Below are 12,625 nucleotides of genomic sequence, written 5' to 3'. Positions count from 1 at the left end.
AAAGAACGCATGAGCAATCGAAGACCACTCTTGCAGCTGAAGGAGATCGTTTGCCCGGTTCGTGGGGTTCTTCACACGAGGCGGAAACCGGGAACTTCCCAGGAGACGCCCCGGGGGACGCATCGCAGCCGATGCGTCCCCCGGGGCGGTTGGTGCACGCGGTGGTTCAGCCCTCGCTGACGCCCAGCTTCTCCAGGATCAGCTCCTTGACGCGGGCCGCGTCGGCCTGGCCGCGGGTGGCCTTCATGACCGCGCCGACCAGGGCGCCGGCCGCGGCCACCTTGCCGCCGCGGATCTTGTCCGCGATGCCCGGGTTGCCGGCGATGGCCTCGTCGACGGCCGTGCCGAGCGCCGAGTCGTCGGAGACGACCTTCAGACCGCGCTTCTCGACGACCTCGTCCGGGGTGCCCTCGCCCGCGAGGACGCCTTCGATGACCTGGCGGGCCAGCTTGTCGTTCAGGTCGCCTGCGGCCACCAGCCGGGTGACCCGGGCGACCTGCTCGGGCGTGATCGCCAGCTCCTCCAGCGCCTTGCCCGACTCGTTGGCGCTGCGCGCCAGTTCGCCCATCCACCACTTGCGGGCGGAGGCTGCGTCGGCGCCGGCGTCGATGGTGGCGACGATCGGTTCCAGCGCACCGGCGTTGAGGATCGCCTGCATGTCGGTGACCGAGATGCCCCACTCCGCGAGCAGGCGGCTGCGGCGGGCCAGCGGCAGTTCGGGCAGCGCGGCGCGGATCTCCTCGACCCAGTCGCGCGCGGGGGCCACCGGGACGAGGTCGGGCTCCGGGAAGTACCGGTAGTCCTCGGCCTCCTCCTTGACCCGGCCCGAGGTGGTCGAACCGGTGTCCTCGTGGAAGTGCCGGGTCTCCTGCACGATCGTGCCGCCGGACGACAGCACGGCCGCGTGCCGCTGGATCTCGAAGCGGGCCGCGCGCTCCACGGAACGCAGCGAGTTGACGTTCTTCGTCTCGGAACGGGTGCCGAACTTGTCGGCGTCCTTGGGCATCAGCGACAGGTTGACGTCGCAGCGCATCTGGCCCATCTCCATGCGGGCGTCGGACACGCCGAGCGCCTTGATGACCTCGCGCAGCTCACGGACGTACGCCCGGGCGACCTCGGGGGCGCGCTCGCCCGCCCCGACGATCGGCTTGGTGACGATCTCGATGAGCGGGATGCCCGCGCGGTTGTAGTCGAGCAGGGAGTGGGACGCGCCGTGGATACGGCCGGTCGCGCCACCCACATGGGTGGACTTGCCGGTGTCCTCCTCCATGTGGGCGCGCTCGATCTCCACGCGGAAGGTCTCGCCGTCCTCCAGCAGTACGTCGAGGTAGCCGTCGAAGGCGATCGGCTCGTCGTACTGGGAGGTCTGGAAGTTCTTCGGCATGTCCGGATAGAAGTAGTTCTTCCGGGCGAAGCGGCACCACTCGGCGATCGAGCAGTTCAGCGCGAGACCGATCTTGATCGCGGATTCGACGCCGGTCGCGTTGACGACCGGGAGCGCGCCGGGCAGGCCGAGGCAGGTCGGGCAGGTCTGCGAGTTGGGCTCGGCGCCCAGTTCGGTGGAGCACCCGCAGAACATCTTGGTCTTGGTGCCGAGTTCGACATGGACTTCGAGGCCCATGACGGGGTCGTAGGACGCCAGCGCGTCCTCGTACGACACCAGGTCGGTCGTGGTGGTCACGGTGAAACTTCCCTCTCAGCCCAGCAGGACGTCGTCGTCGCCCAGCCGCTTCAGCTCGCGGTAGAGGAGGGCGAGGCCGGTGACGATGGCGACGGCGGACACGGTGGCATCGATCAGGCGCAGCCTGTCGTGCTCGGCGCGGGCCTTCTTGATCTGCTTGGCGACGCCGACCGCACCGAACGCGGTGGTGGCCATGGACAGGTACGTGCCGGACTTCGACTTCTTGAAGCCCTTGGCCTTGGACAGTGCCTTGCTCACAGCGACGGAGCCTCCTCCAGCAGCGGATGCCCCCACTTTTCCACGAAGGCGGCCTCGACGGCGGCGCCGACCTTGTACAGCCTGTCGTCCTTCATCGCGGGAGCGATGATCTGCAGGCCGACGGGGAGGTTGTCCTCCGGGGCGAGCCCGCAGGGCAGCGACATGGCCGCGTTGCCCGCCAGGTTGGTCGGGATGGTGCACAGGTCGGCGAGGTACATGGCCATCGGGTCGTCGGCGCGCTCGCCGATCGCGAAGGCGGTGGTCGGGGTGGTCGGCGAGACGATCGCCTCGACCTGCTCGAAGGCCTTCTCGAAGTCGCGCGTGATGAGCGTGCGGACCTTCTGCGCGGAGCCGTAGTACGCGTCGTAGTAGCCGCTCGACAGGGCGTACGTGCCGAGCATGATGCGGCGCTTGACCTCGGGGCCGAACCCCGCCTCACGGGTGAGGGAGGTGACCGCTTCGGCCGAGTGACCGCCGTCGTCGCCGACCCGGAGGCCGTAGCGCAGGCCGTCGAAGCGGGCCAGGTTGGAGGAGCACTCGGACGGCGCGATCAGGTAGTACGCCGACAGGGCGAGGTCGAAGGACGGGCAGTCCAACTCGACGATCTCGGCGCCCAGGTCCTTCAGCACTCCGACGGCCTCGTCGAAGCGCTGGATGACACCGGCCTGGTAGCCCTCGCCGCGGAACTGCTTGACCACACCGATGCGCATGCCCCGCACCGAGCCGTTGCGGGCGGCCTCGACGACCGGCGGGACCGGGGCGTCGATGGAGGTGGAGTCCAGCGGGTCGTGTCCGGCGATGACCTCGTGCAGCAGGGCAGCGTCCAGGACCGTGCGGGCGCAGGGGCCGCCCTGGTCGAGGGAGGACGAGAAGGCCACCATGCCGAAGCGGGAGACGGCGCCGTACGTCGGCTTGACGCCGACGGTGCCGGTGACGGCGGCCGGCTGGCGGATGGAGCCGCCGGTGTCCGTGCCGATGGCGAGCGGCGCCTGGTACGAGGCCAGCGCGGCGCTGGAGCCGCCGCCGGAGCCGCCGGGGATCCTGGTGAGGTCCCAGGGGTTGCCGGTCGGGCCGTAGGCGCTGTTCTCCGTCGAGGACCCCATGGCGAACTCGTCCATGTTGGTCTTGCCGAGGATCACGACGTCGGCGGCCTTCAGCCGCTTGGTGAGCGTCGCGTCGTACGGCGGGATCCAGCCTTCGAGGATCTTCGAGCCGACGGTCGTGGGAACGCCCTCGGTGGTGAAGATGTCCTTGAGTGCGAGGGGGACTCCGGCCAGCGGGCCCAGCTTCTCGCCGCGCTCGCGCTTCTCGTCGACGGCGCGGGCCTGGGCGAGCGCGCCCTCGCGGTCGACGTGCAGGAAGGCGTGCACCTTCTCGTCGACGGCGTCGATGCGGGCGAGATGGGCCTCGGTGACCTCGACGGCCGTCAGCTCGCCGGAGGCGATCTTCGCGGCGGTCTCGGCGGCCGTGAGCTTGATGATGTCCGTCATGGTCAGTCCTCCCCCAGGATCTGCGGCACCTTGAAACGCTGCTGCTCCTGGGCCGGGGCGCCGGACAGCGCCTGCGCGGGGGTGAGCGAGGGACGGACCTCGTCCGCGCGCATGACGTTGGTCAGCGGGAGCGGGTGCGAGGTCGGCGGTACGTCTTGGTCGGCGACCTCGCTGACGCGGGCGACCGCGCCGATGATGTCGTCGAGCTGGCCCGCGAAGTGGTCGAGTTCTTCGGGCTTCAGCTCCAGACGCGCCAGCCGGGCGAGGTGGGCGACCTCCTCGCGCGTGATGCCAGGCATGCAGCGATCCTCTGGGGTGAGTGTGTGTGGTTTGGAGCCAATCCTATGGGGCGGGGCCCGGTACCCGTGAAACGGTTTGCCGGGGCCCGCCGTCAGCCGCGCCGCGCCTCCCATGCCGCGCTGCTCAGGAAGTGGTTGTCGTACCGCTCCTGGACCTCCAGCAGGCTCTCCGGGGTGGCCTCGCCGAGGGCGACGCGCCGCAGGTGGCGGAAGTACTCGAAGCGCTCGACGCCTGGGGTGATGACGATGAGCAGGTCGGCGTCGGCGCCGGGTACGGCGGCGAAGGCGTGCGGCTTGCCCGGCGGGACCACGACGAGGTCACCGGGTCCTGCCGTGACGACGTCCTCGCCGGAGAGGATGTCGGCTGCGCCGTCGAGCAGGAAGAACATCTCGGCGGAGTTGTCGTGCCAGTGCGGTCTGGCGCCGTCGGCGCCCGCCGTGAGGGTGACCCGCTGCGTCGACAGGGCGCCGCCGGTCCGGCTGCTGTCGGCCAGCAGGCGCACGGTGGTGGGCGCTCGGCCGACGACCTCGGCCTCGGCCGCCCGGACGATCACGGACTCGTCGAACTGCGGAACGAACAGCGACATCCCAGAACCCCCTGATGACGGTGGCGCCGCGGTGCGGACGGCGGAGAGTGCGGCACTCATCCGTACAACGACCGTGACGACGCGGTGGATCCCGAAGACGACGGCCTGCGTACCCCGGGAACGGACGAAGCCGAACGGGCAGATCGGTACGGCGGGTCATTCGGCGGCCGCAACCACGCCGTCGTCCCCTCAGGCGGCAACGACCGTGGAGACGCAACGGATCCCAAAGGCAACCGCCTCCGCACCCCCGGCACGGACGCCACGCCAGCGAAGCCGCACAGGCAGGCGGGTGCGGCTGGTCATTCGGCGGCCGGCAGTGCGGCACGCGGTCGCTGCCATCCGCGGGATCCGCGCGCCCGCAGCCACGCCGTCGTCTCCTCGGGCGGCATCGCCGCGGCGACCAGCCATCCCTGTACGGCGTCGCAGCCGAGGTCGCGCAGCCGCTCCCAGGTCTCGTCGTCCTCCACGCCCTCGGCGACGACCAGGAGCCCCAGCGAGTGCGCCAGGTCGACGGTGCAGCGCACGATCTCCGCGTCCTCGTTGTCCACGGCCAGCCGGGCGACGAAGGACCGGTCGATCTTCAGTTCGCTCACCGGCAGGCGGCGCAGATGCACCAGCGAGGAGTATCCGGTTCCGAAGTCGTCCAGGGACATCTTCACGCCGTGCCCGGTGAGCCCGGCCAGGGTGTCGGCGGCCCGCTGCGGATCCTCCAGCAGGACATGCTCGGTGATCTCCAGCTGGAGCGCTCCCGCGGGCACTCCGTGCCGGGCCAGCCGGGCGGCGACGGAGCCCGCGAAGCCGGGCGTGTGGACGTCGCGCGGGGAGACGTTCACCGCCACCGGCACCCGCAGCCCCTGGGCCCGCCACTTGGCGACCTGACCGAGCGCGGTCTCCAGCACGTACTCCGTCAGATGGGGCATCAGCCCCGAGGACTCGGCGATCGCGATGAACTCGTCCGGCGGCACCTTGCCGCGCTCGGGGTGCACCCAGCGCACCAGCGCCTCCAGGCCGGCCACCTGTCCGTCGAAACGGACCTTCGGCTGGTAGTGCAGCTGCACCTCGTGCGCGTCCAGCGCCCGGCGCAGATCACCCAGCAGCCCGAGCCGGTCCGGGGTGTTGGAGTCCCGCTTGGACTCGTACACCTCGACGCCCGTGCGGTCCCGCTTCGCCTGGTACATCGCCACGTCCGCGCGGCGCAGCATGCCCTCGGCGTCGAGCGCGTGGTCCGGGAAGACGGCGACGCCCGCGCTGGCCTCCAGGACGAGGGTGAGCCCGTCGAGGTCCAGCGGCGAACTGAGCGCGGTGACGAGGTTGCGGGCGACCCGGATGGCGGACGTCGTGGAGTCGGCGACCGGCAGTAACACGGCGAACTCGTCGCCGCCGAGGCGCGCGGCCTCCGCGCCCCGCGGCAGCGCGAGGCGCAGCCGGTCGGCTATCTGGAGCAGCAGCCGGTCCCCGGCGAGATGCCCCAGGGTGTCGTTCACCGAGCGGAACCGGTCGAGGTCGATCAGCATGAGCGCGGACCGGGCGCCGATGCGTTCGGCGTCGTCGAGAGCCGTCCAGATACGTTCCTGCAACCACTGCCGGTTGGGCAGTCCGGTCAGCGGATCGCGCAGTTGTTCCTCGGCCCGGGCCCGGGCGATCCACAGGGTGGAGTCGAGGGCGATCAGCGGGATGGCGAACAGCGGGAGCAGCACCGGTTGGGCGACCGCGACCACGCAGATCAGCGGTGCGATGCCGAGCAGCGCGACCGCGACGAGGCCCTGTCTGATGAGGGCGGTGCGGGCGACGGTGGGCAGGCCGCCGCCGCGCGGGGCGCTCAGGTACCACAGCAGGACGCGGGTGACGACGAGGTAGGCCGCGGCGACCAGCACCACCTCGGGCACGGTGGTGACGTCCCAGTGGTCGGGGTTCCAGGGGTCCTCGACGGTCGGTACGCGGCCGAAGGAGCCCAGCAGCAGGGCGGCGGCGCCGATGCCGAGGATGTCCACCGCGCCGTGCAGCGCGCCCTGCCGCCAGCGGTGCCTCCGGGCGACGCCGACCAGGACGACGACGGTGAGGCTGACCATGCCGGCGGGCACCCAGCCGTAGAGCAGCAGGACGGCGAGGGTGAGCGCGGCGCCGGAGCCGGTGCCGCCCCACCAGCGGCCCCGGCCGAGCATGACGAGGTGGCCGACGATGATGCCGGTGAGCACCGCCAGCGACCAGCCGACGGTGCCGGACGGGAAAAGGGCGTGGTTGCCGGTGAACGCCCGGTAGAACCCGGCGCCCAGTGCGAACCCGGCGGCCGCGACGACGACCCCGGGCAGCGCGGGCCAGGCCGGCTGGTGCTGGTCGGAGCCGGCCAGCGCGGGGGCGCCTTGGGCCATCAGGGGGACGGCGCCCGCCTCCGACGCCATGCGCGGTGCGGTGGCGCGTCCGCCGGCGCCCGCGCGCTCCGCGGCCCGGCCCGGCCACCGGCTCCCCCGCCATGCGACGACCGCCCTGCGGCGCAGGCGCAGCCACGCGTCCGGGGCGGCGCTCTCGGTCGGTTCCATTCCCGTCCCTCTCACAGCCGGCGGTGCCCACGCCACGCGCCCCGACACCCGACATCCGTCGACGGGTCCGCGTTGGAACAACCCTTCCCCGTGCTGTTCGGACACACGGGAATGCCCCGACCGCAGCTGGGCACGGCAGGCGCACATCTCAACAGTAGGCTGCAGAAGGCTTTCACGGGCAGCGGTCGTCGACGGTTGCCCGATTGCGCCCCGGCCACCCGTAAGCATCTGGTATGCGCCGATCGGGTGGCCTTCAACCGCTACTCACCGGTCGGAAGGGCGACTTCGGCCGCCGCCTCGGGCCCCTGTGCCAGCAGGACACCGAAGCCGTCCTCGTTCAGAACCGGCACCTTGAGCTGCATGGCCTTGTCGTACTTCGATCCCGGGTTGTCACCCACGACGACGAACGAGGTCTTCTTCGACACCGATCCGGTCACTTTCGCCCCGCGGCCCTGCAACGCGTCCTTGGCGCCGTCGCGGGTGTAGTTCTCCAGGGTTCCGGTCACGACGACGGTGAGCCCCTCCAGCGGGCGCGGGCCCTCGTCCTCGCCCGACGACTCGTCCTCCAGGGGGACTCCGGCCGCCTTCCACTTGCGGATGATCTCGCGGTGCCAGTCCTCGGTGAACCACTCCTTGACCGCGGCGGCGATGATCGGGCCGACGCCGTCGATGCCCGCCAACTCCTCCTCGGTGGCCTGCTCGATGCGGTCGACGGAGCGGAACTCGCGGGCGAGCGCCTGGGCGGCGACCGGTCCGACATGGCGGATGGAGAGCCCGTTGAGGAACCGGGCGAGCGGACGCTCCTTGGCCGCCTCGATGTTCTGCAGCAGTGCGAGGGTGTTCTTCTTCGGCTCGCCCTTCTGGTTGGCGAAGACCGTGACGACCTTCTCCTGGCCCGTCTTGGGGTCCCGCTTGGGCAGTCCGCTGTCCGGGTCGAGCACATACGCCCTGATGGGCAGCAGCTCGTCCACGGTGAGGTCGAACAGGTCGCCCTCGTCGGTCAGGGGCGGGTCGGCCGGCTCCAGCGGCCGGGTGAGCGCCGCCGCGGCCACCTCGCCGAAGTTCTCGATGTCCAGGCACTCCCGGCCGGCGAGGTAGGAGACGCGCTCCCGCAACTGGGCGGGGCACGCGCGCGCGTTGGGGCAGCGCAGATCGATGTCGCCCTCTTTCATGGCGCGCAGCGGCGTCCCGCACTCCGGGCACTCGGCGGGCATCACGAACTCCCGCTCGGTGCCGTCGCGCAGGTCGACGACCGGCCCGAGGATCTCCGGGATGACATCACCGGCCTTGCGGATCACCACGGTGTCGCCGATGAGGACGCCCTTGGCCTTCACCACGTCCTGGTTGTGCAGGGTGGCGAACTCGACCTCCGAACCCGCCACCGTGACCGGCTCGACCTGGGCGTACGGCGTGACACGGCCGGTGCGGCCGACGCCCACCTTGATGTCGATGAGCTTGGTGTTGACCTCCTCCGGCGCGTACTTGTACGCGATCGCCCAGCGCGGGGCGCGGGCGGTGGAGCCGAGACGGCCCTGGAGGCGGATCTCGTCGAGCTTGACGACCACGCCGTCGATCTCGTGCTCCACGGAGTGGCGGTTCTCGCCGTAGTAGGAGATGAACTCCCGTACGCCGTCGAGGTCGTCGACCACCCGGTTGTGCGGGGAGGTGGGCAGGCCCCAGCCCTTGAGCAGGTCGTAGGCGTGGGAGAGGCGGGTGAAGCCCGAGTAGCCCTCCAGGGCGCCGATGCCGTGGACGACCATGTGCAGGGGGCGGGTGGCGGTGACGCGCGGGTCCTTCTGGCGCAGCGAACCGGCGGCCGCGTTGCGCGGGTTGGCGAACGGCTTGTCGCCGGCCGCGACCAGCCGCTCGTTCAGCTCCAGGAACTTCTCCATCGGGAAGTAGACCTCGCCGCGGATCTCCACGACGTCGGGGACGTGCTCGCCGTGCAGCCGGTCCGGGATCTCGGTGATCGTACGGACGTTGGGCGTGATGTCCTCGCCGGTGCGGCCGTCGCCGCGGGTCGCCGCGCGGGTGAGCCGGCCGCGCTCGTAGGTGAGGTTCACCGCGAGGCCGTCGACCTTCAGCTCGCACAGGAAGTGGAACTCCTGGTCGCCGAGCTCGCGGTGGATACGCTCGGCCCAGGCGGCGAGTTCCTCGTCGTTGAAGGTGTTGTCGAGGGAGAGCATGCGCTCGCGGTGCTCGACCGCGGTGAACTCCGTCTCGTACGCCCCGGCGACCTTCTGCGTCGGCGAGTCGGGCGTGCGCAGCTCCGGATACTCCTCCTCCAGCGCCTCCAGGGAACGCAGGAGCTTGTCGAACTCCGCGTCGCTGATGACGGGAGCGTCCTTCACGTAGTACCGGAAGCGGTGCTCCTCGATCTGCTCAGCGAGCCGCGCGTGCTGGTCGCGTGCTGCGGCGGGCACCGTCGTCTCCGCTTGCTTGTCGCCGGCCACCGTGTTGTCCTCCCGTTACTCTGGGTTGTCCGCGAGGGACCTCGCCGCCCGGACGCAATGGGCGAGCGCCGCGCGGGCGTACGCGGGGGAAGCGCCCGCGAGACCGCACGACGGGGTGAGCGTGACCGCGTCCGCGAGAAGCCCCGGATGCAGCCCCAGCCTGCGCCACAGCGTCCTGACACCCACGACGCTACCGGCAGGGTCTGACAATGGGCCGTCCGTGGCCGGCACGACACCGGCGAACAGTCGCGTGCCGCCCTCCACGGCCTCTCCGATCGCCTCGTCGTCACGCTCGGTGAGGAGTGCGAAGTCGAACGAGACGGCAGCGGCGCCCGCGCGGCGCAGCAGGGCGAACGGGACGTCGGCCGCGCAGGAGTGGACGACGACGGGTCCGTCGCCGTGCGTTTCGACGATGTCCCGCAGGGTGGCCGCCACGACCTGCCGGTCCACGGCCCGGTGGGTGCGGTAGCCGCTGGCCGTGCGGACCTGTCCGCGGAGTACGGCGGTGAGGGACGGCTCGTCGAGCTGGAGCACGAGCCGGGCGCCCGGGACACGGCGGCGTACCTCGGCGAGGTGCAGGCGCAGGCCCTCGGCGAGCGAGGCGGCGAGGTCACGGCAGGCGCCGGGGTCGGCGAGGACGGCCTCGCCGTTCTTCAGCTCCAGGGCGGCGGCCAGTGTCCAGGGGCCGACCGCCTGCACCTTGAGGTCGCCCTCGTAGCCCTGGGTGAACTCCTCCAGCGCGTCGAGGTCCTCCCTCAGCCAGGACCGGGCCCGCTTGGTGTCCCGGCCCGGGCGGTCGCCGATCCGCCAGCCGCTGGGCTCCACGCGTGCGTACAGCTCGACGAGCATCCCCGCGGTCCGCCCGATCATGTCGGCGCCGGGGCCGCGGGCGGGCAGCTCGGGCAGATGCGGGAAGTCCTCGAAGCTGCCGGTGACGGTCTTGGCCGCCTCCCGTGCGTCCGTGCCGGGCATGGATCCGACTCCGGTGGCTCCCGGGAACCTGAACTCGTTGTCACTCACCCCGGAAGCGTAAGCGCTCCGCTTCGGGCTCCCCGTCCTCGCCCACCCACCCACCCGACTCGGCCCGCCGACAAGTGCCCCACCAGGAGGCGCCGCCGGCCCCGGTCCGCGTCAACCACCCCGATCTGCGGCTGAGCACGAAACCCCTTCGCCTGGGGGCAGTGGGCGCGGGCGCGGTGTCCGGGGCCGGGCTGGTCGGGCGAGGTCCGCATCGAACCGTCCGGCCGGCGTTTGAGGGCGAGGGGCGTTCCGGGCCGGAGCCGGGAGGCGGGGAGTCGCGTCCCCAGGGACGCGACGGGCAGCAGCGGCGGACACCGGCCCGGTGTCCGGGGCGGGGCTGGTCGGGTGGGGGGCGCGGATGGCTGCAGCGGCGGGCGCGGGCACGGTGTCCGGGGCCGGGCTGGTCGGGCGAGGTCCGCAGCGAACCGTCCGGCCGACCTTTGAGGGCGGGAGGCGTTCCGGGCCGGAGCTGGGAGGCGGGGAGTCGCGCCCCCAGGGACGCGACGGGCAGCAGCAGCGGACACCGGCCCGGTGTCCGGGGCGGGGGTGGTCGGGTGAGGTCCGGATCGAACCGGCCGGCCGGCGTTTGAGGGCCAGGACCGTTCAGGGTCGAAACGAGGGGCTGCGGTCAGTGGCCCGGGCGGACTGTCATGTCGTTGATCTCCGCGTCGCGCGGCAGGTCCAGGGCCGTCAGGATCGTCGTCGCGACCGATTCTGGGTCGATCCAGCGGGTCGGGTCGTACTCCTTGCCCTCCTGCTGGTGGACCTTGGCCTGCATGGGGCCGGCGGTGCGGCCGGGGTAGACGGAGGTGACCCGGACCCCGTTGCCGTGCTCCTCCTCGCGCAGGGCGTCGGCGAGCGCCTTCAGGCCGTGCTTGGCGGCGGCGTACGCGGCCCAGCCGGCGTGGGCGTTCAGGCCCGCGCCGGAGTTCACGAAGACCACGTGCCCGCGGGCGGCCCGCAGCTGGGGCAGGAAGTGGCGGGTCAGCTCGGCGGGCGCGATCAGGTTGACGTTGAGCTGGTGCCGCCAGGACTTGGGGGTCAGCTCGTCCACCCCGCCGAGGTCGACCACGCCCGCGACGTGCAGCAGCGAGTCCACCCGGTCCGGGAGCGTCTGGTGCGAGAAGGCCCAGGACAGCCGGTCCGGGTCCGCGAGGTCACCGACCAGGGTGCGCGCCCCGGGGAACTCCGCGGCGAGATCCTTCGCGCGGGCCGCGTCGCGCGCGTGCAGGACGAGTTCGTCCCCGCGCGCGTGGAGGCGGCGTGCCACGGCCGCGCCGATGCCCGAGCCCGCCCCGGTGATCACATGAGTAGCCATGCGGGCCATGGTCGCATCGGCGACACGTCACTCGATGCCCCGGCTCTCCTCCAGGTACGCCATCGCCCCGACCGGCTCCTCGGCGAAGAACACCAGGTCGCTCAGCGGCCGGGGCAGGAAGCCCTCGGCCTCCATCCGGCGGAACTGCTCCTTGAGGCCGTCGTAGAAGCCCGCGGTGTTGAGGAGCACGACCGGCTTGTCGGTGTGCCCGTGCTTCTTCAGCTCCAGGATCTCGGTGGCCTCGTCGAGCGTCCCGGTGCCGCCCACCATGATCACCACGGCGTCGGCCTTCGCCAGCAGCAGCCGCTTGCGCTCGGCGAGGTCCTTGGCGACCACCATCTCGTCCGCGCCGTTCCGCGCCTTCGCCGCCAGGAACTCCACGGAGACGCCGAGCAGGCTGCCGCCCGCCTCCTGCACGCCGTCCGCGACGACCTTCATCAGACCCACGTCGGAACCGCCCCACACCAGCGTGTGGCCGCCCTTGCCGATCAGGGTCGCGAAGTCGCGCGCGGGGCGCGTGTAGCGGTCGTCGAGGTCGGCGGCGGAGAGGAAGACGCAGATATTCATGCGCCCCACCGTACGCGGGAAGAAGTCGGGGCCGAGGGGTGCTGTTCCTATATGGCCGAAGGACACACCATCACCATCGAACAGGGCGGGCAGCACGTGCGCGTGGTCCACGGGGACCAGGTGCTCGCCGAGACCGACCGCCCCCTGCTGCTGCGCGAGACCGGCTGTCCCGTGCGGTACTACATCCCGGCCGAGGACGTGCGCCTCGACCTCCTCACCCCCTCCGAAACCCACACCTACTGCCCCTTCAAGGGCACGGCGTCCTACTGGTCGCTGCCGGACGCGCCGGACCTCGTCTGGGGCTATCCGGAGCCCAAGGACGACGTGGCCCGGATCAAGGACCATCTGTGCTTCTTCGAAGCGGAAGTGTCGCCCGCTGAAGTGGCGTGACCGAAGTGTCTGACCGATGACCGGC

General features: G+C 71.6%; 11 protein-coding genes. 1 reads left to right on the top strand and 10 read right to left on the bottom strand.

Going from position 1 to position 12,625, the window contains the following annotated elements:
• Window positions 1–166: 166 nt before the first annotated feature.
• The 10 genes from gatB to CTZ28_RS18825 all read right to left on the bottom strand — a co-directional run bounded on the left by gatB (window position 167) and on the right by CTZ28_RS18825 (window position 12,210).
• Window positions 167–1,681 (bottom strand): Asp-tRNA(Asn)/Glu-tRNA(Gln) amidotransferase subunit GatB, encoded by a 1,515-nt coding sequence (gene gatB, locus CTZ28_RS18870; protein WP_121890704.1) that lies wholly within the window; start codon window positions 1,679–1,681, stop codon window positions 167–169.
• Window positions 1,682–1,696: 15 nt separating this feature from the next.
• Window positions 1,697–1,939, bottom strand: coding sequence for a hypothetical protein (locus CTZ28_RS18865; RefSeq protein WP_121890702.1), 243 nt, complete (start codon window positions 1,937–1,939; stop codon window positions 1,697–1,699).
• Window positions 1,936–3,429 (bottom strand): Asp-tRNA(Asn)/Glu-tRNA(Gln) amidotransferase subunit GatA, encoded by a 1,494-nt coding sequence (gatA, locus tag CTZ28_RS18860; protein ID WP_121890700.1) that lies wholly within the window; start codon window positions 3,427–3,429, stop codon window positions 1,936–1,938. Before gatA ends, CTZ28_RS18865 begins: the two co-directional genes overlap by 4 nt.
• A 2-nt stretch (window positions 3,430–3,431) precedes the next feature.
• Window positions 3,432–3,728 carry an Asp-tRNA(Asn)/Glu-tRNA(Gln) amidotransferase subunit GatC gene (gene gatC / locus CTZ28_RS18855; protein ID WP_018544665.1) on the bottom strand — a complete coding sequence of 99 codons (297 nt, stop codon included), beginning with the start codon at window positions 3,726–3,728 and terminating at the stop codon, window positions 3,432–3,434.
• Between the two features lie 92 nt (window positions 3,729–3,820).
• Window positions 3,821–4,315, bottom strand: coding sequence for a cupin domain-containing protein (locus CTZ28_RS18850; RefSeq protein ID WP_121890698.1), 495 nt, complete (start codon window positions 4,313–4,315; stop codon window positions 3,821–3,823).
• 299 nt (window positions 4,316–4,614) lie between these two features.
• The gene (locus tag CTZ28_RS18845; RefSeq protein WP_121890696.1) at window positions 4,615–6,852 is read right to left on the bottom strand and encodes a putative bifunctional diguanylate cyclase/phosphodiesterase; all 2,238 of its coding nucleotides are present in this window, start codon (window positions 6,850–6,852) and stop codon (window positions 4,615–4,617) included.
• A gap of 260 nt (window positions 6,853–7,112) precedes the next feature.
• Window positions 7,113–9,305 carry an NAD-dependent DNA ligase LigA gene (gene ligA, locus CTZ28_RS18840; protein ID WP_121890694.1) on the bottom strand — a complete coding sequence of 731 codons (2,193 nt, stop codon included), beginning with the start codon at window positions 9,303–9,305 and terminating at the stop codon, window positions 7,113–7,115.
• A 15-nt stretch (window positions 9,306–9,320) separates the two neighbouring features.
• Window positions 9,321–10,325 (bottom strand): methionine synthase, encoded by a 1,005-nt coding sequence (locus tag CTZ28_RS18835; protein WP_121890692.1) that lies wholly within the window; start codon window positions 10,323–10,325, stop codon window positions 9,321–9,323.
• Between the two features lie 628 nt (window positions 10,326–10,953).
• On the bottom strand, window positions 10,954–11,652 hold the full coding sequence (locus CTZ28_RS18830) for an SDR family oxidoreductase (RefSeq protein WP_121890690.1): 699 nt from the start codon (window positions 11,650–11,652) through the stop codon (window positions 10,954–10,956).
• A gap of 18 nt (window positions 11,653–11,670) precedes the next feature.
• Window positions 11,671–12,210: an LOG family protein gene (locus CTZ28_RS18825; protein WP_121890688.1), complete on the bottom strand. Its 540-nt coding sequence runs from the start codon at window positions 12,208–12,210 to the stop codon at window positions 11,671–11,673.
• A 51-nt stretch (window positions 12,211–12,261) separates the two neighbouring features.
• Here CTZ28_RS18825 and CTZ28_RS18820 point away from each other — a divergent pair, with 51 nt between their 5' ends.
• A complete protein-coding gene (locus CTZ28_RS18820; protein ID WP_121890686.1) occupies window positions 12,262–12,600 on the top strand; it encodes a DUF427 domain-containing protein in 339 nt (112 codons plus the stop codon).
• The last annotated feature ends 25 nt before the right edge of the window (window positions 12,601–12,625 follow it).

The sequence above is a fragment of the Streptomyces shenzhenensis genome (genome assembly GCF_003688995.1).
In the GTDB taxonomy this organism is placed as follows: domain Bacteria; phylum Actinomycetota; class Actinomycetes; order Streptomycetales; family Streptomycetaceae; genus Streptomyces; species Streptomyces shenzhenensis_A.
Note: the sequence above shows the minus strand (reverse complement) of the source record. Positions and strands in the feature narration are given on the sequence as shown.

Bases quoted from the DNA above. Each gene is read 5' to 3' on its own strand.
- CTZ28_RS18845 (WP_121890696.1), bottom strand. From the start codon at position 6,852: ATGGAACCGACCGAGAGCGCCGCCCCGGACGCGTGGCTGCGCCTGCGC.
- CTZ28_RS18850 (WP_121890698.1), bottom strand. From the start codon at position 4,315: ATGTCGCTGTTCGTTCCGCAGTTCGACGAGTCCGTGATCGTCCGGGCG.
- CTZ28_RS18825 (WP_121890688.1), bottom strand. From the start codon at position 12,210: ATGAATATCTGCGTCTTCCTCTCCGCCGCCGACCTCGACGACCGCTAC.
- gatC (WP_018544665.1), bottom strand. From the start codon at position 3,728: ATGCCTGGCATCACGCGCGAGGAGGTCGCCCACCTCGCCCGGCTGGCG.
- CTZ28_RS18820 (WP_121890686.1), top strand. From the start codon at position 12,262: ATGGCCGAAGGACACACCATCACCATCGAACAGGGCGGGCAGCACGTG.
- gatA (WP_121890700.1), bottom strand. From the start codon at position 3,429: ATGACGGACATCATCAAGCTCACGGCCGCCGAGACCGCCGCGAAGATC.
- CTZ28_RS18830 (WP_121890690.1), bottom strand. From the start codon at position 11,652: ATGGCCCGCATGGCTACTCATGTGATCACCGGGGCGGGCTCGGGCATC.